Raw genomic sequence first — 19,012 nt, 5'->3', positions numbered from 1 at the left:
CGTATCGCTTACGGCGGTATGCCTTTTTTGTTCTTCATTTAGAAGGGTGTGAACACATAGATTATGTTTATCGTACTGAAGAAATTAAGCTGGTTTTTCCGAATGCACTGGAAGAGGTATACGATCGCTATCGTGCTGTTGATTATCGTAGGCATAATAGACGTTATTCCTCCGAAGCTCATCGGCGTAGCGATCGACGGGATCCATCAGGAGACGTTAACTTCGGCAAAGCTAACCGAACTGCTGCTGTTCTGGGGCGGGTTAACCGTTGCCAGCTACGCGATCAGTTATGTATGGCTGTACCAATTATTCGGCGGCGCGTTCGTACTGGAACGGCTATTGCGTTCCCGTCTCATGCGGCATTTGCTGAAAATGAACCCGACTTTCTACGAACGTAACCGTACGGGCGACCTCATGGCCCGAGCAACGAACGATCTAGGCGCCGTGTCGGTAACGGCGGGTTTCGGGATTCTGACGCTTATTGACTCGACCTTGTTCATGTTAACGATTCTCGTCGTGATGGCGGGCTTAATCAGCTGGAAGCTTACGCTAGCCGCAATGCTGCCTCTGCCGATCATGGCGCTTCTCATGCAGCATTTCGGCAAGAAAATCCACGATCGGTTCATGAAATCGCAGGATGCCTTCGGGAGCTTAAACGATCAGGTGCTCGAATCGGTGTCAGGCGTCCGGGTAATCCGGGCGTTCGTGCAGGAGGAAGCGGACCGGAAACGGTTCAGCGACTCGACGGATAACGTGTTCAATAACAATATCCGGGTCGCCAAGATCGATGCCCTGTTCGAACCGACGGTCAAAATCCTGGTAGGCATGAGTTACTTGATCGGATTGTGTTACGGCGCGGTGCTCGTATTCCAGGGGGAAATTACCCTCGGCGAAATGGTGTCGTTCAACATGTTCCTCGGAATGCTGATTTGGCCGATGTTCGCCATCGGCGAATTGATTAATATCATGCAGCGCGGCAATGCTTCGCTCGACCGCATCAACGAAACGCTCGGCGTGAAGTCGGACGTCGTAGAAGCCGAAGCTCCGATTGCGCTGGAAGTACCGGAAACGATCGCGTTCGACGGCCTAACGTTCCGATATCCGTCATCGTCCATAGACAACCTCGTCGATATCTCGTTCTCGCTTCGCAGAGGCCAGACCTTGGGCATCGTGGGAAGAACGGGAAGCGGTAAGACCACTTTACTTAAGCAATTGCTTCGCGAGTACCCGATGGGAGCAGGCGATCTGACGGTCGGGGGAGTTTCCCTGGCCGAGCTTGAACTGAATCGTCTTCGGAGCTGGATCGGTTATGTGCCTCAGCAACCGATTCTGTTCAGCAAGACGATCCGCGAGAATATCTGGTTCGGAACGGAGGAGGAAGCGGGCGACGAAGAGCGGTTGAATCGCGCGCTTGAGCTGGCCTCGTTCCGCAAGGACGTCGCGTTCCTGCCCGACGGCTTAGAGACGCTTGTCGGCGAGAAGGGCGTCGCCTTGTCCGGCGGACAGAAGCAGCGGGTCAGCATCGCGAGGGCGGTGATCGCCGATCCTCAGATTCTGATGCTCGACGATGCCTTGTCCGCGGTAGACGCGAAGACGGAAACCGAGATTCTGGAAGGCATCCGCAATGAGCGGGCGGGCAAAACAACGATTATTACGACTCACAGATTATCGGCCGTGCAGCATGCCGATTGGATTCTCGTGCTGGACGAAGGCCGAATATCGGAAGAGGGCACGCACGAGCAGCTTCTTCAGCTGGGCGGCTGGTATAAGGAGCAATACGACCGGCAGCAGCTAGCTTCCGTCGTGGAAGAATAACATCGCTTTGAGGAACTCATAGATAGAGATATACGGGTATACAGTTAAGAAGAATGTAGGTGACATTAACCATGGGGAACAACGGCAAACGATTGTTTCAATATGCTTTGAATTACAAGAAACCGATATTATTGGCGCTAGCGTTATTGTTGCTCGCGGTAGGCGTTGAGCTCATCGGTCCTTTTCTCGCGAAGAGGATGATCGACACGAATATAATGGGGATCGAGAAACCTTGGTATGAAACGAAGCAAGATGAGAAGTACGCGGTATCCTACGACGGAGGCTGGTACAAGAGGGAGGACCACTTCGCGGAGGATGAGACGAAAGGCCGCGAGGTGCGCGTTCTGCAATCGGGACGCAGCTATTATTTCGTTGATGCGGCAGGGGTACCGAATACCGGTAAGCGGACGTTCGGAGACGGCCTGCTTACGATCGCGCGGGAGGATGGGAGCAAACAACGGTTTCCTGCGCTCAAACTCACCGCAGGCGAAACTTATGAGTTTTACAAACCGGAATTCCGCAGCATTTTCCTGCTCGCGATCAGCTACGTAGGATTGCTATTGATCGGAGCGGTGCTGGCCTATTGGCAGAGATTGTTGTTGCAGGTATCCGCGAACAGGATCGTTCGCAAAATGCGCAACGACGTGTTCCGGCATATTCAGCGTCTACCGGTGCAGTACTTCGATAATTTGCCGGCGGGTAAGGTCGTGGCTAGGGTTACTAACGATACGGAAGCGATTCGCGAATTGTACGTATCGGTACTGGCGAACTTTTTCTCCGGAATTATCTATATTGCCGCTATCCTAGGTGCGGTGTTCCTGCTGGATACGAGGCTGGCGCTTATCGCGCTTCCGTTCGTTCCGATCCTGTACGTATGGATCGTTGTATACCGCAAGTTCGCCGCGAAATATAACCACGTCATCCGTTCGCGTCTTAGCGATATTAACGGGATGATCAACGAGTCCATCCAAGGGATGCCGATCATCCAAGTGTTCCGCAAAGAGAAGGAAACGATGGCCGAGTTCAACGAGATGAACGACGAATATTACAAATACCAGAATAAGCTGCTCACCTTGAACTCCATTACGACGCACAATCTAGTCAACGTGTTCCGTAACGTATTGTTCATAGCCGTCGTCTGGATGTTCGCGGGAGATTGGCTTGGCGCAGCCGTCACGGTCGGCGTTCTGTATGCCTTCATCGACTATATGAACCGGATGATGAATCCGATCGTCGGGATCGTCAATCAGTTGTCCAACTTGGAGGTTGCCCGCGTATCGGCTGAACGGGTGTTCACGCTGTTGGATGAGCCGGGCGTCGAGGTATCTCATGAGCGCATGGAGCGTTATCAAGGAAACGTGAGCTTCGAGAACGTCTCGTTCGGTTACAAGCCCGGCGAGGATGTGCTGAAGAACATTACTTTCAAAGCGAAGCAAGGGGAAACGGTAGCGCTGGTCGGGCATACGGGCTCAGGCAAAAGCTCGATTCTGAACTTGCTGTTCCGGTTCTACGACGTGGAGCGGGGCGCGATTACGGTAGACGGCGTCGATGTCAGAGAGCTGTCGAAGCAGCAGCTTCGCCAGCATATGGGCATCGTGTTGCAGGATCCGTTCTTGTTCACGGGGACGATTGCTTCGAACGTCAGTCTGGACGATCCGTCTATTTCCCGGGAAAAGGTAGAGCAGGCGCTTCGCGATGTCGGAGCGTACGATATGTTCATGCAGCTGCCGGGCGGATTGGACGAACCGGTCATCGAGAAGGGCAGCACGCTATCCGCCGGACAGCGTCAGCTCATCTCGTTCGCGCGGGCGCTTGCGTTCGATCCGGCGATTCTCATTCTGGACGAAGCGACGGCGAGCATCGATACGGAGACGGAAGCGATCATTCAAGGAGCGCTGGACGTTCTGAAGCGCGGGCGGACGACGTTCGTCATCGCCCACAGGCTGTCGACGATTCGGGCGGCCGACCAGATCCTCGTGCTCGATCGGGGACAGATCACGGAGCGGGGCAATCACGAAGAGTTGATGCAGCAAGGCGGCAAATACTACGCGATGTATCAGTTGCAGCTCGGCGCTGCCGAGGGCGTAGCTTAACTTGTTAAGGAGGGGGGAATCTCGCGTCGATGTCGCGAGACTCCCCCTTGTTTATTGTGCATTGGTTGACCTCGGAACATTTTGTATAATGGAGACAAAGTAGACTAGGCGGGGATGGCCCCGCGGAAAAGGATGCCACGCCGATGACTGATAAGACGATTATTCGGTTCGATAACGTAACGCAGAAGTATGACCGGGACACGGTGCTGGACAAGGTGAGCTTTGAGATCGAACGGGGGAAATTCTACACGTTGCTCGGTCCGTCCGGTTGCGGCAAGACGACGATTTTGCGGCTGATCGCGGGATTCATCGAACCGACGGAGGGCAACATTTACTTCCAAGGCAAGGTTATCAACGACGTTCCGGCGGATAAGCGGCAAGTGAACACGGTGTTCCAAGATTACGCGTTGTTCCCGCATCTGAACGTGTTCGAGAACGTGGCGTTCGGCCTGCGGATCAAGAAGCTGAAAAATGCCGTCATTACCGAGAAGGTCAAAGAAGCTCTCCGATTCGTCAATCTTAACGGGTACGAGGACCGGGAAATTTCCGAGATGTCCGGGGGCCAGCGGCAGCGCGTGGCGATTGCCCGGGCGATCGTGAACGAGCCGGAAATTTTGCTGCTCGACGAGCCGTTGTCGGCGCTCGACTTGAAGCTTCGTACCGAGATGCAATACGAGCTGCGGGAGCTTCAACGCAGGCTGGGGATTACGTTTATTTTCGTCACGCACGATCAGGAAGAAGCTCTTGCCATGTCGGACGAGATCTTCGTACTGAACAAAGGGGAAATCCAGCAAAGCGGAACTCCGACGGATATCTACGACGAGCCGATCAACCGGTTCGTCGCCGATTTTATCGGAGAATCCAATATCGTCCCGGGACGGATGATTCGCGACTTCCTCGCCGAATTCGCCGACCGGACGTTCGAGTGCGTCGATCAGGGCTTCTCTTCCAACGAGCCTGTAGAAATCATGATTCGACCGGAAGACTTGGAGATTACGACGCCCGAGCAAGGCAATCTGCTGATCAAGGTCGATAGCCAGCTCTTCCGCGGCGTTCATTACGAGATTAGCGGGTATGACGAAGCGGGCAACGAATGGTTGGTTCATTCGACGAAGAAAGCGGTAGTCGGCGACAGCGTAGGTTTGAGGTTCGATCCCGAAGCGATTCACGTCATGCGCTTCGGCGAGACGGAAGAGGAATTCGACCGGCGCTTGGAAGCCTATAGCGATCATGATCATGAATCCGACGGCGGCGGCAAGGGCGGTGGGAACGCGCGATGACCAAATCCCGCAACCTGTATTTGATCCCTTACGCGGCTTGGATGCTGCTCTTCGTGGCGACTCCGATCGTACTGATCGTTTACAACTCCTTCTTCGACGTGGAAGGAAATTTTACGTTAGACAACTTTCAGAAGTTCTTGACGCCCGTGTATCTGCGAATGACGTTCAATTCGTTCTGGTACGCGCTGCTCATTACGGCGTTCTCGCTGCTGGTCGCCTATCCGACGGCTTACTGGCTGACCCGCACGAAGCACAAGCAGCTCTGGCTACTGCTCATTATCGTGCCAAGCTGGATTAACCTGCTGCTCAAAACATACGCCTTCATTGGCTTATTCGGCACGTACGGTTTCGTGAACGCGGTATTCGAATGGGTAGGAATCGGCACGCGGCAAATCCTGTTCACCGATTTCAGCTTCGTGTTCGTCTCCGTCTACATCTTCATTCCGTTTATGATCTTGCCGATCTACAACGCGTTAGAGGAACTGAACCCTTCGCTTATCTATGCGGCGAGGGATCTGGGAGCGTCTCCGTGGAAAACGTTCAGGCGCGTCGTGTTTCCTCTTACGCTAGGCGGCGTGAAGGCGGGCTGTCAGGCGGTATTCATTCCGGCATTGTCCCTGTTCATGATAACGCGGTTGATCGCCGGCAATCGCGTCGTCACGTTAGGTACGGCGATCGAGCAGCATTTTCTGGTTACTCAGGACTGGGGGATGGGCTCCGCGATCGCTGTTCTGCTAATCATCGTAATGGCCGTCATCATGATGATGACGGGTAACCGGGGAGCGAGGAATTCGATCCGATGAGAAAAAACGGCAAGCTCGCCCAATTGTACCTTGTTATCGTGTTTATTATCCTGTACGCGCCGATTCTGTACTTAATGTACTACTCGTTCAATAGCGCGGGCACGATGCACGGCTTCGACGGGTTTACGCTCGAATGGTACAAAGAAGTGTTTCAGGATACCCGCCTGCTCATTATCGTGCTGAATACGGTCGTCATCGCGTTATTGTCGTCGGCTATCTCGACGATTCTAGGCGTAGTCGGCGCGCTGGCTATCCAACGAGTGCGCAGGATCAAGCCGCGCAATTCGCTGCTGGCGATGAACAACGTGCTTATCGTCAGTCCGGACGTCATTATCGGCGCGTCGTTCCTGATCTTTTTTACGATGCTCGGCATTAAGCTCGGCTTCACTTCGGTTTTGTTGTCGCATATCGCGTTCAGCGTTCCGATCGTGGTCCTCATGGTGCTGCCTAAGCTGCAGGAGATGAGCCCGACGTTAATCGACGCGGCCAAGGATCTAGGAGCGAGCGGATGGGGAGTGCTCACCAAAGTCGTGCTTCCGTTCCTTCGCCCGGGTATTTTCGCGGGATTCTTCATGGCGCTCACCTATTCGCTCGATGACTTCGCGGTCACGTTCTTCGTGACGGGGAATGGCTATTCGACCTTGTCGGTCGAAATTTACTCGCGCGCGCGCCAAGGGATTTCGCCGTCCATTAATGCTCTGTCGACGCTGATCTTCTTGTTCACGATTACTCTTGTCGTCGGTTATTACTTCCTGAATCGACGCGGCAGCCGCAAACCGGATTGGGGGGTCGTGCAGCCATGAAGCAGCTTGTTCGCCTGTTCGCGGCCGTGTTCGTCATCGCCATCGGGCTTATGTACCTCACTTCCTACTTGAACTCTTCGCAAGGGTACTCGGGGGCAAATACGCTAACGATATACAATTGGGGCGATTATATCGATCCCGATCTGATCGCCGAGTTCGAGGAGGAAACGGGGATAAAAGTCATCTACCAGACTTTCGACTCCAACGAAGCGATGATGACGAAAATCGAGCAAGGAGGGACGACGTTCGACATCAGCATTCCGTCCGAATACGCGATCAGCAAGATGAAAGAGGAAGGTTTGCTGTTGCCGATCGATCATTCGAAGATCCCGAACCTCGGCAACGTCGATCCCCGGTTCATGAATTTAAGCTTCGACCCGGACAACGAGTATTCCATCCCGTATTTCTGGGGGACGGTAGGGATCATCTTCAATTCGGAGCTGTTGGGAGGACGAACGTTCAATAGCTGGAACGATCTGTGGAGCGAAGACCTTCGCAATCAAATTCTATTGGTGGACGGAGCTCGGGAAGTGATGGGTTTCGGGCTGAATAGCTTGAATTATTCGCTTAACGATACCGATGAAGAGCATCTGCAGGAAGCCAAGCGGAAGCTGGGAACCCTGACTCCGAACATCAAGGCGATCGTCGGAGACGAGATCAAGATGCTGCTCGCCGGGGAGGAAGCGGCTGTCGGAGTCGTCTGGTCCGGGGATGCATCCGAGATCATGGGAGAGAACGAGAAACTGGACTATGTCATTCCGAGCGAAGGCTCGAATCTGTGGTTCGACAATATGGTCATTCCCAAGACCGCCCGGAATATCGAAGGGGCGCACAAGTTCATCAACTTCATGCTGGACCCCGAGATCGCGGCGAGGAATACGGAATACGTCGGATACTCCACCCCCAATTCCGAGGCGCTTAAGTTGCTGCCGGAGGAGATTTCGCAGGACGAGCGATTCTATCCGAATCCCGAAATGACGGAGAAGCTGGAAGTGTACGAGAACCTCGGCAAAAAAATGCTATCCCACTATAACGAGCTGTTCCTGGAGTTTAAGATGCATCGAAAGTAATGAACGCATAAGAGAGGCTGTTCCCTGTCGCCGGACGGAGGAGCAGCCTCTTCGCGTTATATTAGTCTTGCAAGGCGCGCATGATTTTCACCTAATTGGAAATATTAACTACGCGTTGTGATCCTTACTTCCAAGAGGTTGCTAATGGAAAGAATCAGCCAGTCCCAGTTGGCCGCCCTGATCATTCTGTTCCAGATCGGCAGTTCGCCGTTGTTCCTGCTAGCCAGCGATGCGGGAGCGGATGCGTGGCTCGCGGTCGTCATCGGAATGCTGGGCGGCATTACGTTAATGCTCTTGGTGACGTTGCCGATCCATCGCATGGAACCGGACAAAAATCTGATCGAGATATTCATCCGAACGTTCGGTAAGGCGGCGGGAACCGTATTCGGGGCATCGTACATCGTCTACTTCTGTTACAAGGCGGTCAGGAACGTTCGAGAATTCGGGGATTTGATGATTATGTATTTGCTGCCCGCGACGCCGCTATGGTTCATTATGTTCGTATTTTTGGCGGTGGCCGGTTATGCGGTCTATCAGGGAGTCGAAGTGTTCGCGCGAATCGCCGAAATTCTCCTGCCCGTCCTCATAATCATTTATATCCTATTATTCATCGTGATCTATTCTACGGGGCTATTCGATCTCCATCGCATGCTGCCGATGCTCGACAACGGGTTCAAGAAGGTGTTATACGCGGCGATTCCGGGATTGATCTCCTTTCCGTTCGGAGAGATGGTGCTGTTCCTGATGTTCTGGAAATATGCCGCGCCAGGCGATAAAACGACGAAAGTGACTTTGAGAAGTTTTCTGTTCGCCGGGACGTTCATTACGGTAACCAACATTTTCATTATCGCCAGTCTTGGATCGTTGTCGTCGTTCAGCGTCGTTCCGCTCATCCAAGTCGTGAATCTGGTGCAGGTCGCGGATTTCATTGAAAGACTCGATCCCGCGGTCGCGCTGCTGCTGTTCGGAGGCGTATTCATGAAGATGACCGCGTACTTCTTCGGAACGGCGTTGACGATTGCCCAAGTGTTCAAGACGAGACGGAGCAGCGCGGTCATTCCCGCGGGAGTATTGATCTTCATCGGTTCCTTGATGTTCAGGAGCTACATGCAGCATATCTGGTTCGGTTTCGAGAAAAATTTGAAATACCACTTTCCGATTTTTCAAATCGCGATCCCAGTGGTTGTCTTGTTGGTCATGCTGATCAAATCCCGTTTCAAAGGGAGTAGCGCCGCGCCGCACTGACCAATAAGCAAAGATGAGGAACCCACATGAAACTATGGAAACTTCCCTTCTTCGGCAAAAGAAGAAAAAACAGCGGGGGCGGAGCCGGAGCTCAGGGCGACACCCACCGGAATAGCGGTTCGCGGAACGCTTCGGCACGCCTTTCCGCGGACATCGCAAGCAACGTTCGCTGGATCCAATCCGCCCTCGGAGAGAGCGGGGATGTCGTCGTTCGCACAATCGACGACGCGGCGCCGGGTATGGAAGGCATTGCGTTCGTCTATATCGATGACTTGGTCGATCAGCTAACGGTCAATCAGATGCTCCTGCATCCGATAATGGCCGAGATGGGAGGGCAATCCTCCCCGACGTCTCCAAATGAATGGTTCCGCATCTTGAAAAACCGGGTGCTGGCGGTCGGGCAAGTCGATGAAATCCAAACGCTGGACGAAGCGCTGACGAGCATGCTTGAGGGCAGCACGCTCATATTCCTTCAAGGTTGCCCGGTCGCCATGTCGGCCGGCACCTCGGGCGGAGACAAGCGCTCCGTCGAGGAACCGAGTTCGCAGACGGTTATTCGGGGACCTAAAGAAAGCTTCACGGAGACGATCAAGACGAACGTATCCTTGCTCCGGCGACGCATTAAATCGCCCGACTTAAGGGTGGAGAAGAAGCAGCTAGGCAAGCAAACGAAGACGCAGATCGTGCTCGTATACCTGAAAGGGATCGCGAAAGATTCTATCGTGCAAGAGATGCACGCGCGGCTGGATAGGATCGATACCGACAGCATCCTGGAAAGCGGCTATATCGAGGAGTTCATCCAAGATGCCGCGGTTTCTCCCTTCCCGACGATCGAGAACACCGAGCGGCCGGACGCCGCCGCAGCGGGAATTCTCGAAGGGCAAATCGCGGTTATCGTGGACGGCACTCCGTTCGTGCTGCTGGCGCCGGTCTCGTTCGTCCGATTCTTCCAGTCGAGCGAAGATTTCTACCAACGCTATGATATCGCAACGTTCTTGCGGCTAATCCGTTACGTTGCGTTCTTCGTGTCCACGCTGCTGCCGTCGCTATTCATCGCGATCACGACCTATCATCAAGAGATGCTCCCGACGCCGCTTCTTATCAGTTTGGCCGCGCAGCGGGAAGGCGTTCCCTTTCCGGCAATCGTCGAAGGACTGCTCATGGAAATTACGTTCGAGGTACTCCGGGAAGCGGGGGTACGCATGCCGCGGGTCATCGGACCCGCGATCTCCATCGTCGGCGCGCTCGTTCTAGGGCAAGCAGCGGTTCAAGCCGGACTCGTATCGGCGGCGATGGTAATCGTCGTGTCCTTCACGGCAATCGCGAATTTCGTTATTCCCGCGATCAATATGGCGATTGCCGCCAGACTCATTCGATTCGGAATGATGATTCTGGCGGGGACGCTCGGCTTGTTCGGAATCATGTCGGGCATGATGGTCATTCTGATTCATCTGGCGGGGCTGCGCTCGTTCGGCGTCCCGTATCTCGCTCCGTTGTCGCCTTTCGTCTGGACGAATTGGAAGGATACGTTCGTTCGCGCCCCCATGTGGGCCATGAAGAAACGCCCGCCGACAATGGTTGGTAAGAACAATCCGGTGAGACAAGGCCAGGATCAAATGCCGAAGCCTCCCGGACGAAACTCGAAATCTTAGGAGCACAGCCATGCAGCCGAACAAGGAGAAGATATCGACCGTTCAAGCGATTTTCTTAGTGAACAACGCGATAACCCCTACCGCGGTGCTCGTCATTCCCACGATCGCCGTCGGAGCGGCTTCCCAGGATGCTTGGATCTCGGTCATAGCGGCCTGGGTTATCGGAATCGTAATTGCGCTGATTTATGGATCCGTTTGCCGCAGAAATCCGGGCCTCCCCCTTATGGCGCTTATTGAAAAACGATTCGGGCGGGCGGTCAGCGTCATCTTCGGCGTCGTGATCGTACAGTATTATTTGTCGACTACGGCGGTCGTGCTGAGGGAGTGTTTGAATTTCCTTTCCGATGAATTGCTGCACGAAACGCCGCTTATCGTTATCGCGACGGTCATTTTGCTCGTCATATGGTATGCGGTCGCGGAAGGCATCGAAGTGATCGCCCGAATCAGCGCCATCGTATACGTGGGAACATTGGTTTTCCTTACCCTGGGCATGGGCATGCAGTTCAATCAAATGAAATTGAAGTATTTGTTTCCGATCGGGGAAGCGACGTTGCCGCAGATTCTTCAAGGCGGGATTCCGGCGATCGGTTGGATCTCGGAATCGGCTTTCTTGCTGCTGCTTGTCCCCTATATTAGCAAGCCGGCTCTGGCGAGCAAGATCGGTATCGTGGGCATATCGATCGCAGCGGTACAAATGCTTGTCGTGGTTTTGATGGTCTTGTTCGTTTTCGGCCCCGAACTGCCCAAATTGCTGGCTTATCCGACATTCGCGACGGCGGAGATCATTAAATACGGCAGATTCGTGGAACGGGTCGATTTGATCTTTATCAGCGTTTGGATCCCGACGGCCTTTATTAAGATTTGCGTTTTCTTCTATGGTACGGTGCATTGCTTCTCCCATGCGTTCCGGATTCGCGACGAGAAGCCGTTCCAGATCGTCTTAGGCATACTTATTCTATTAACGGCGCTTTACTCATGGCCTAACAACTCGGCATTTAACCACTACCAGCAATTCGTATCGGGACCTATCCTGCAGATGTTCAACATCGTCTTTCCCGTCGTTCTGATGCTGGCTTTGATGTGGAAGGGAAGGAAGGCAGTGGGATCGGAGGGATCATGATGAGGAGGAAAGGGTTGATCGCGGCGTTGTGCCTCGGGTTGGCCTTCGTAACGACGGGCTGCTGGGACCGCACGGAGCTGAACGAGCTGGCAATCACTTCGGCAACGGCGATCGATTGGGAGAACGGAGAATGGGTAGTCTCCTATCAAGTCGTTATTCCGTCGGCGATCTCGGCAGCCATGACCGCGGTAGGAGGAGGCGCGGCCAAGCTGCCGGTCGTCGTCTATTCCACCAAGAGCAAAACGATAAGGGACGCGGTATGGCGCAGCACGCTGGAAAGTCCGCGCCATCTGTTTTTCTCCCATACGCGCGTCCTCGTGGTCAGCGATGCGGCCGCCCGTCACGGCTTGGCACCGTTAATCGACGTCTATTTCCGAAATTCCGATTCGCGGGAAACGGTAAGCGTCTTGCTCGCCGAAGGCAACGCCCGCAACATCATCGAACAACTGATGCAGATCCAGATTATCCCCGGGGACGGAATCGAGGAGACGATGCGCCGGGAAGCCGCGGAATACTCCGCGTTGCCGAATGTCCGGGTCTATGATCTTGCTATGGACATCGTCAGCTCCGCGAAGAGCGCCGTAATCCCCGAAATTCTCGTATCCGGCTCGCCGGGAGTCACGTCCGCGGACGCTCTGAATCATACCTCGCTTACGTCGAAGCTCCGGCTGGGGCGCTTGGCGGTGCTTTCTGGCGACCGGATGATCGGATGGCTGTCGAGGAGCGAGTCGCTTGGCGTCGCTTTTATGCGGAATAAGATCAAAGCAACGACTCTGAGCACTGCTTGCGGCCCGGCCGAACGCAATGAGAACACGTCCTTCCGGATTAAGCGTTCTACGACCAAGCTGAAACCGACAAAAATCGGCGGCCGTTACGTCATGAAAGTCGAGGTCAAGGCCGAGGGGGAGCTTCTCGAAACCAATTGTCCGTTGGAATTGAACGATCCGAAGGTCATCAAGCAGTTGGAGACGCAATTGGAGTCGAAGGTGAAGGAGATCATCGGGTTCTCGTGGAATGCGACCAGGAAAATGAAGGCCGATATCGTCGGTTTCGCGGATGAAATCCATCGCCAATATCCGAAGCAGTGGAAGCAACTGAAGAAAGATTGGCCCGCCACATTCGCGCAAATAGAGATCGAACCGCATGTGAACTTTACGATCAAACGGACGGGACTCACCAATAAATCGTTCAAAAATTTGACGGAGAAGGATTAGGGGGGCGGCAAGTGGAGAACGCGATGCTTTGCTTGGCGGCTTATGCCGTCCTCTTCATAACCGGAATTCGATCGATTACTAAGAAAGGCAAGAAATCGGAGCTCGTCTGGTACTCCGTATTGATGGCATGGTGCATCTACATGAGCCTGGCGGAGATCTTCGATTTTCCGATCGGATCGATCCCGCAGATGCATACATGGGTGTTCAGTACCGTCGGCAGGTGGTTTACTTAACTTAGAAGGCCGCTATTCCCGGCGGGACTCGCGGGCGAGCCGCATTGCCTCTTGGCGGTCGGATACTTGCAGCTTGCCCAGAATATTCGCGATGTAATTCGCAATCGTTTTACCGCTTATATCGAGCTTTCTGGCCATATCCGCATTGTGCATGCCCTCGGTCATGAGATACAGGACCTCGCGTTCCCTGGCGCTGAGCTCGGGGAAAACTTCTTCCCGGGCGGCCGGTCGCGTAATCGCGAAATATTCGATCATCCGGGAGGCGATTCCGGGACTGAAGATGGCTTCCCCGTTTCCTACCGCGTGGATGGCGCGCAGCAGTTCGTCTTTCTCCGCATCCTTCAATACGTAACCTTTGGCTCCGTTGCGCATGGCGGTGAATACGGAGGAGTCGTCCTCGAACATCGTTAGGATCAAGATTCGGATCGACGGAAATAGGGTCGTGATTTTACGCGTAACCTCGATGCCGCTAATTCCCGGCATTCGGATGTCCATCAGCATCACATCGGGCTGCAGCGACCGCGCCAATTCGATCGCTTCTTCTCCGTTGGAGGCTTCGCCTACGACTTCAAGCTCGGGCGTCGTCAAGAATAGCGTCCGGACGCCATGTCGGAACAAAGGATGATCGTCTACGATAACGATCCGTAATGGCTTCATGCGCTCTCGCTCCCCTTATCGTCTTCGGTAATCGGCAATAACGCCAGTACCTTCGTTCCATTCGGCTGCAAAGCTTCGATCAGGCAATAGCCCCCAAGCTCTTCCGCGCGCTCGCGCATCGAATGCAGTCCGATCCCTCCGCTCGGATTGGCCTCGCGCTTATCTTTTACCCCGCGCCCGTTGTCCCGTATTTCGATTTCCAGCGCTCTTCCTAGGCGGATGTTCACTTCGCACAACGTGGCTTGGGCATGCCTGACCACGTTCACTATTGCTTCGGTTACGATACGGAAGGCGGCAACCTCGACCGCGGCCGGCAGAGCAGGCAACCGCTCGGGAGCGTTCAAACGGAATTGCAGCCGGGACGCGGCGGGAACGGGTGTCGAATCATGGCCGGCTTCGGCGGGCTTCATCGGTCTGGACAAGTCGTGAATCCTCTCTTGAATAGCTCCGATCAGACCCAATTCGTCGAGAGCCGGCGGGCGCAGATCGTGAACGAGCCTGCGAATGTCCGCGACAGTGGACCGAATAACCGTCTGCAGCTCGACGAGTATCGTTCTGGTGGTGGCAGGATCGGTTTGCAGCAAGCTCTCGGCGGCAGATGCGGTGAGTGCGAGCGCGGCCAGCCTTGGCGCCAAGTCGTCGTGCAGATTGCGTCTAAGCCGTCTGCGCTCCTCTTCCCGCGCCAAGACGAGCCGTTCGCGGGATTCCTTGAGATCCTCCGCCGCCAGGTGGAGATCGATGGAGGCTTTGGCGCTTTGCACGACGGCGCCGGCTTGGCGGACAAGCATGTCCAAGAAGCGTTGGTCGGAGAGAGAGAAGGCTTCGCCGGGAGAACGAGGCGAGACTAGCAAGTTTCCTAACCGTTGTCCGCGATGAATCAGAGGGAATAGAGTCGGGGTCACTTGCGATTCCCCGTCCTCGGCTACGATGAACGTTTCCCCGTTCTGATGCAGCTCCAGGCCGGAATAAGGCAGCCGCAGCGCCTCGCGCACCGTGCGAACTACGACGTTCAAAGCGTCATGAGGAGAGAGCGGATTTTCGAGATTTCTGCCTAGCCGCGCCAATACCGCGAGCGGGTCGTCATTTTCCCCGTACATCAACCGATTGACGATTTTTTGAAGCTTTTCTTTCAGAGGGGCGAACACGATGGCGACGAGGCCGGTGGCGATCAAGGAGTTCAGCCACGGGGAAGCGGATCGGAAGATCTGTCCGATGTACCACACGACGCCGATATAGATAGTCGCGACCAACAAGCTGAGCATCCCGAACACTAACGTACGGTTCACGATGGGGTCGATATCCCATAATCTTCTCCGCAGGATAGCGAAGAGCAAAGTAAACGGAAGGAGCATCATCGACGCGGAAAGGACGATCTCGGACAAGAACAAGTATTGCGGGTTGGATTGCAGAAAGTCGTTCCTCACGATATGGAGGATCGTAATGATAAGCAGCCCGGCGATGGCGGCGGACATGCCGGCCACGGCCCACTTGGTCTGCTGCCGTTCGAGCGGGTCAAGAACTTTGCGGTAGCGGTAGATTTGAACGACGATGAGACTGCCCATCCAGAAGAGCACCCATATTAGGAATAGGGTTGGGGAAGACTGCTGGATGTCTATATTACTATTGGGAAATAGGCTTTAAGCAGCCCGGGCACGACAATGGCAAGAAGCAAATATCGGGTCCAGCCGGGGTTGAATTTGCCATTGGGAAAAATGAAAAACAAAGTCATAAGCGCGATAAAAGAAAAGCCTTCGACAACGAACAAGAGATAATCCAGTATCGGATGAACGCCTTGAATGCCGTGGGAGAGGGAATTAAAAGTGAAGCCCTGAAGAACAAGCGCGACGGAAGACACTTGGCCGATCAGTTCTTTCGATTTTTTGCGAAAGACGATGATTCCGACGCCAATATAAGCAAGCCCGAACAGAGCGTATAGACCGGTATAGGCGCCCGCGAAAATACGGTTGTTCAAGCCATGGGATTCAAGCCATGCCGAGCTGGGAGGAGTGTCGTAAAAGGCGTTGCAAGCTTGATCGACGCATTGGTCGCGCAGTTCAACGTAAAAGACGGGAATCGCGTATACGAATAAAGCAATGCCGATCAGGCAGATGATTCCGGATAGGATTCGGGTTAATCTCAAACCGTTCTACTCTCCTCCGCGCAAATCGCAATGGATTGGCTTCTTGGAGAGTATAGCAGGGACTATTTTCACGCGTAAACCATAATTCCCAAAGTCGCGAAATATTCCCGGACGACTTTCCCGGCTTTCGGGAAACGCGGCCTCTTCCCGGCGGGAAAAGCGGGGCACTATGATGTAACCGAATGACGCATGCGAATAAGGAGGAGAAACGCAAATGAATCAAATGCAAATCCCTAAGGGGTATTTGAAATTCAGCGGATGGGCGCTATTGATCGGCGGATTGATGGGGGTTAGCGGACAGTTGCTGCATATCGGAGATACGCCCGAAACGTTGAAAGACATTCCGGATTTCATAGAAACGGCCGTCAATACGCACGTGTGGCTGGCTTGGGCATCGATCCTGTTGCTGCTGGGAATGCCTGCTATCTATTTGCGGCAAGCGGAAAAGTTAAAGCTATGGGGATGGATCGGATTTCCGCTGCTGTTCGTGGGGATGATTCTGGAGATTTTCCACGGTCCGTTTCAAATTCTGGCCTATCCGATCATCTACAACCTGGTGTCGTCCGACGAGGTGCTGAATACGGTCAACAACTACGTGAACAATCTTATGATCGATGATTATCCGATCACGCTTCTCGTCCTAATCCCTTTGCTCCCGGGCATTCTTGGCGGGATGCTATTGCTCGGAATATCGACAGTCAAGGCGAAAGTGTTCCACAAATCGGTCGGCTTATTCGTGCTCGCGGCTATAGCGATTCTCATCGGGGGGATGTTCGCGCCGAAGAACGTGAATACGTTCCCGATCGTGCATCTGGTGTTCGTTGCGTTCGGGGCGGCGCTGGCCTTCGAGAAGAAGCAAGCGGCAATCGTGGAGGAACAGGTGACCGTCTGACGGTTGTTTGCTTGATCTAAGCGATTTATTTAGGAAAAGAGAACTTTGAGTGATAATAATTCTCAATGTTGGTTACAATACAAGGGAACGAAGCAAAAGGCATCCGGACGGATGCCTTGCCTTGCAGGATGTGTGAGGGCACGTCCTAGATTTTCGGTTCGAACGTCTTGCAGTCTGTTTCTTCCGAATGGGAAGCTTGCTTGTTGCGGTTGTTCACAACGTAGATGGAGGAGGCGTTGCAGGCATTGCCTGGCGCCCAATACTTGCAGGAGTTCACTTCGCACAGCACGTCTTTAGCCATTATTCATCTCACCTCCTTTGAGCGGAAGTTCAAAAAGTCATCTTTTGATCCACGAAACCGACTTGTTGAACTCTTACTTTTAGGTAGTTCAATAAGCCGGGGTGCGTTTGGCTTTGTTGAACTTTTACCTCTCAATAGGATGGTCGAAGGCGGTTCGTTTATACGTGCGGTAGCCCGCAACCTTCTCGAAAAGGGAAGTTTGCGGGTTTTTTGGCGTCATTTGAATTCTTTTTATAGGAATGGTAAATGTTTCAAAGGAAAATTTTATTATACGTAGAATAGAAAAAAGAAGCGAAATTTGTTGAATCGTGCCTAAACTCGTCAACGGCAACGCTAGATCGCGGTTTAACATTCAATAGGGGGCAAGGGCGCAATGGCAATCGTAGAAGTCGTCAAATTCGATGGACCTGCGGACGTGTTCGCATGGAAATATCCCAATCAGGAATTGGGAACTTGGACGCAATTGATCGTGAACGAGACGCAGGAGGCAATCCTGTTCAAAGGCGGCAAAGCGCTGGATCTGTTCGGAGCGGGCAGGCACACGTTAAGCACGCAAAATATACCGGGGCTGCAGGCGATCGTCAATCTTCCGTTCGGAGGAAGGTCCCCGTTCACGGCAGAGGTCTGGTACGTCAACAAAATCAGCTCGCTCGACGTCAAGTGGGGCACGGCGACTCCGTTGCAGCTGCAGGATCCGAAATATCAAATTATCGCATCCGTTCGTTCCTTCGGGCAATTCGGTCTGCAGATCGAAGATACGCGGAAGTTTCTGCTGAAGCTGATCGGAACGATCCCGGTATTCGATAAGGATGCGATGACGAGGCATTTCCGCGGCGTGCTCATGATGAACATCCACGAACTGATTTCCTCCTACTTAATATTCAAGAAAATCAGCATTCTGGAGATCAACGCCTATATTTCGGAAATTTCCAAACATATCGAAGAACGGATCGCGCCCGTATTCCTAGAATACGGTATCCGCATCCTGAACTTCTTCATCGATTCCATCAACATTCCCGACGACGATCCGGCAACCGTCAGGCTGAAGGAAGCTCTATCCAAAAAGGCGGAGATGGACATTCTCGGTTATACCTATCAGCAAGAACGGACCTTCGACACGCTTGAAGGCGCCGCGAGGAACGAAGGCAGCGGCAGCGCAAACGTGATGGGAGCGGGAATCGGCCTAGGGATGGGATTCGGAATCGGCGGAGCCGTCGGCAACCAGATGTCGGGCCTGACGAACCAGATGAATATAGCTCCGGTCGCTCCGGCCGACAACAAAGCTTGTCCGAAATGCCAGTCGACGAATCGCCAAGACGCGCAATTCTGCGCTTCCTGCGGATACTCTTACGTAGCAGCGGCGACGGCGCCGCAAGCAACGGAAGTGCAATGCAATTCGTGCGGCCAAACGTTCCCCAAAGGCGCTAAGTTCTGCTTGCATTGCGGGGACCCCAATAACGCTTGCTCGAAATGCGGAGCGGACAATGCCCAAGATGCCGTAAGCTGCGCGAAGTGCGGTCATACGATCGGAGGCAACCCTTGCCATAACTGCGGAGAGTCGGTCGATCCTGCGGGCAAGTTCTGCATGAATTGCGGGACGAGCATGAGCCTGAAGTGCGGCCAATGCCAGCATGAAATCAAGCCGGGCCAGAAATTCTGCCTGGAATGCGGGAATAAATTGATCGAGTAGGAGG

Annotated in this window: 17 protein-coding genes; 13 read left to right on the top strand and 4 right to left on the bottom strand. The window is 53.8% G+C overall.

The features are described 5' to 3' along the window. The first annotated feature begins 63 nt into the window (after positions 1-63). From FPL14_RS13785 to FPL14_RS13735, 11 genes are all read left to right on the top strand, one after another. Positions 64-1,815 (top strand): ABC transporter ATP-binding protein, encoded by a 1,752-nt coding sequence (locus FPL14_RS13785; protein WP_182303536.1) that lies wholly within the window; start codon positions 64-66, stop codon positions 1,813-1,815. A 71-nt stretch (positions 1,816-1,886) separates the two neighbouring features. Beyond that, positions 1,887-3,908: an ABC transporter ATP-binding protein gene (locus tag FPL14_RS13780; RefSeq protein ID WP_182303983.1), complete on the top strand. Its 2,022-nt coding sequence runs from the start codon at positions 1,887-1,889 to the stop codon at positions 3,906-3,908. Positions 3,909-4,051: 143 nt separating this feature from the next. Next, the gene (locus FPL14_RS13775) at positions 4,052-5,188 is read left to right on the top strand and encodes an ABC transporter ATP-binding protein (protein ID WP_182303535.1); all 1,137 of its coding nucleotides are present in this window, start codon (positions 4,052-4,054) and stop codon (positions 5,186-5,188) included. Beyond that, entirely contained in the window at positions 5,185-5,991 is an 807-nt protein-coding gene (locus FPL14_RS13770; RefSeq protein WP_182303534.1) for an ABC transporter permease, read from the top strand. The genes FPL14_RS13775 and FPL14_RS13770 overlap by 4 nt, the downstream gene beginning before the upstream one ends. Next, positions 5,988-6,794: an ABC transporter permease gene (locus tag FPL14_RS13765; RefSeq protein WP_182303533.1), complete on the top strand. Its 807-nt coding sequence runs from the start codon at positions 5,988-5,990 to the stop codon at positions 6,792-6,794. Before FPL14_RS13770 ends, FPL14_RS13765 begins: the two co-directional genes overlap by 4 nt. After that, positions 6,791-7,864: an ABC transporter substrate-binding protein gene (locus FPL14_RS13760; RefSeq protein ID WP_182303532.1), complete on the top strand. Its 1,074-nt coding sequence runs from the start codon at positions 6,791-6,793 to the stop codon at positions 7,862-7,864. The genes FPL14_RS13765 and FPL14_RS13760 overlap by 4 nt, the downstream gene beginning before the upstream one ends. A gap of 144 nt (positions 7,865-8,008) precedes the next feature. Continuing rightward, positions 8,009-9,109, top strand: coding sequence for a GerAB/ArcD/ProY family transporter (locus FPL14_RS13755; protein WP_182303531.1), 1,101 nt, complete (start codon positions 8,009-8,011; stop codon positions 9,107-9,109). Positions 9,110-9,135: 26 nt separating this feature from the next. Beyond that, positions 9,136-10,761: a spore germination protein gene (locus FPL14_RS13750; RefSeq protein WP_182303530.1), complete on the top strand. Its 1,626-nt coding sequence runs from the start codon at positions 9,136-9,138 to the stop codon at positions 10,759-10,761. Between the two features lie 10 nt (positions 10,762-10,771). Next, complete coding sequence (locus tag FPL14_RS13745) at positions 10,772-11,881, top strand: GerAB/ArcD/ProY family transporter (protein ID WP_182303529.1); 1,110 nt, start codon at positions 10,772-10,774, stop codon at positions 11,879-11,881. Further along, complete coding sequence (locus tag FPL14_RS13740; protein WP_182303528.1) at positions 11,878-13,095, top strand: Ger(x)C family spore germination protein; 1,218 nt, start codon at positions 11,878-11,880, stop codon at positions 13,093-13,095. The genes FPL14_RS13745 and FPL14_RS13740 overlap by 4 nt, the downstream gene beginning before the upstream one ends. A gap of 11 nt (positions 13,096-13,106) precedes the next feature. Then, complete coding sequence (locus FPL14_RS13735; RefSeq protein WP_182303527.1) at positions 13,107-13,328, top strand: hypothetical protein; 222 nt, start codon at positions 13,107-13,109, stop codon at positions 13,326-13,328. 12 nt (positions 13,329-13,340) lie between these two features. On the opposite strand, the gene FPL14_RS13730 is transcribed toward FPL14_RS13735, so the two are convergent. Genes FPL14_RS13730 through FPL14_RS29935 form a run of 3 tightly spaced genes read right to left on the bottom strand, consistent with a single transcriptional unit; the run spans position 13,341 to position 16,125 of the window. Beyond that, positions 13,341-13,985: a response regulator gene (locus FPL14_RS13730; protein WP_182303526.1), complete on the bottom strand. Its 645-nt coding sequence runs from the start codon at positions 13,983-13,985 to the stop codon at positions 13,341-13,343. Next, complete coding sequence (locus FPL14_RS13725; RefSeq protein WP_229263909.1) at positions 13,982-15,547, bottom strand: sensor histidine kinase; 1,566 nt, start codon at positions 15,545-15,547, stop codon at positions 13,982-13,984. The genes FPL14_RS13730 and FPL14_RS13725 overlap by 4 nt, the downstream gene beginning before the upstream one ends. A 50-nt stretch (positions 15,548-15,597) precedes the next feature. Beyond that, positions 15,598-16,125, bottom strand: coding sequence for a hypothetical protein (locus FPL14_RS29935; RefSeq protein WP_229263908.1), 528 nt, complete (start codon positions 16,123-16,125; stop codon positions 15,598-15,600). A 214-nt stretch (positions 16,126-16,339) separates the two neighbouring features. Here FPL14_RS29935 and FPL14_RS13720 point away from each other — a divergent pair, with 214 nt between their 5' ends. Continuing rightward, positions 16,340-17,017, top strand: a complete 678-nt coding sequence (locus tag FPL14_RS13720; RefSeq protein ID WP_182303525.1) for a hypothetical protein — start codon at positions 16,340-16,342, stop codon at positions 17,015-17,017. 145 nt (positions 17,018-17,162) lie between these two features. Here FPL14_RS13720 and FPL14_RS13715 read toward each other — a convergent pair whose 3' ends face one another. Next, positions 17,163-17,318 (bottom strand): DUF1540 domain-containing protein, encoded by a 156-nt coding sequence (locus FPL14_RS13715; protein ID WP_135152798.1) that lies wholly within the window; start codon positions 17,316-17,318, stop codon positions 17,163-17,165. A 373-nt stretch (positions 17,319-17,691) separates the two neighbouring features. On the opposite strand from FPL14_RS13715, the gene FPL14_RS13710 reads away from it, so the two are divergent. Then, complete coding sequence (locus FPL14_RS13710) at positions 17,692-19,008, top strand: SPFH domain-containing protein (protein WP_182303524.1); 1,317 nt, start codon at positions 17,692-17,694, stop codon at positions 19,006-19,008. The last annotated feature ends 4 nt before the right edge of the window (positions 19,009-19,012 follow it).

This window comes from Cohnella cholangitidis (assembly GCF_014107495.1).
Taxonomy (GTDB): Bacteria; Bacillota; Bacilli; order Paenibacillales; family Paenibacillaceae; genus Cohnella; species Cohnella cholangitidis.
Note: the sequence above shows the minus strand (reverse complement) of the source record. Positions and strands in the feature narration are given on the sequence as shown.

Coding starts and splice junctions, on each gene's coding strand:
- FPL14_RS13740 (WP_182303528.1), top strand. CDS start 11,878: ATGATGAGGAGGAAAGGGTTGATCGCGGCGTTGTGCCTCGGGTTGGCC.
- FPL14_RS13715 (WP_135152798.1), bottom strand. CDS start 17,318: ATGGCTAAAGACGTGCTGTGCGAAGTGAACTCCTGCAAGTATTGGGCG.
- FPL14_RS13730 (WP_182303526.1), bottom strand. CDS start 13,985: ATGAAGCCATTACGGATCGTTATCGTAGACGATCATCCTTTGTTCCGA.
- FPL14_RS13785 (WP_182303536.1), top strand. CDS start 64: ATGTTTATCGTACTGAAGAAATTAAGCTGGTTTTTCCGAATGCACTGG.
- FPL14_RS13720 (WP_182303525.1), top strand. CDS start 16,340: ATGAATCAAATGCAAATCCCTAAGGGGTATTTGAAATTCAGCGGATGG.
- FPL14_RS13775 (WP_182303535.1), top strand. CDS start 4,052: ATGACTGATAAGACGATTATTCGGTTCGATAACGTAACGCAGAAGTAT.
- FPL14_RS13765 (WP_182303533.1), top strand. CDS start 5,988: ATGAGAAAAAACGGCAAGCTCGCCCAATTGTACCTTGTTATCGTGTTT.
- FPL14_RS13710 (WP_182303524.1), top strand. CDS start 17,692: ATGGCAATCGTAGAAGTCGTCAAATTCGATGGACCTGCGGACGTGTTC.
- FPL14_RS13770 (WP_182303534.1), top strand. CDS start 5,185: ATGACCAAATCCCGCAACCTGTATTTGATCCCTTACGCGGCTTGGATG.
- FPL14_RS13755 (WP_182303531.1), top strand. CDS start 8,009: ATGGAAAGAATCAGCCAGTCCCAGTTGGCCGCCCTGATCATTCTGTTC.
- FPL14_RS13780 (WP_182303983.1), top strand. CDS start 1,887: ATGGGGAACAACGGCAAACGATTGTTTCAATATGCTTTGAATTACAAG.
- FPL14_RS13725 (WP_229263909.1), bottom strand. CDS start 15,547: ATGGGCAGTCTCATCGTCGTTCAAATCTACCGCTACCGCAAAGTTCTT.
- FPL14_RS13760 (WP_182303532.1), top strand. CDS start 6,791: ATGAAGCAGCTTGTTCGCCTGTTCGCGGCCGTGTTCGTCATCGCCATC.
- FPL14_RS13745 (WP_182303529.1), top strand. CDS start 10,772: ATGCAGCCGAACAAGGAGAAGATATCGACCGTTCAAGCGATTTTCTTA.
- FPL14_RS13750 (WP_182303530.1), top strand. CDS start 9,136: ATGAAACTATGGAAACTTCCCTTCTTCGGCAAAAGAAGAAAAAACAGC.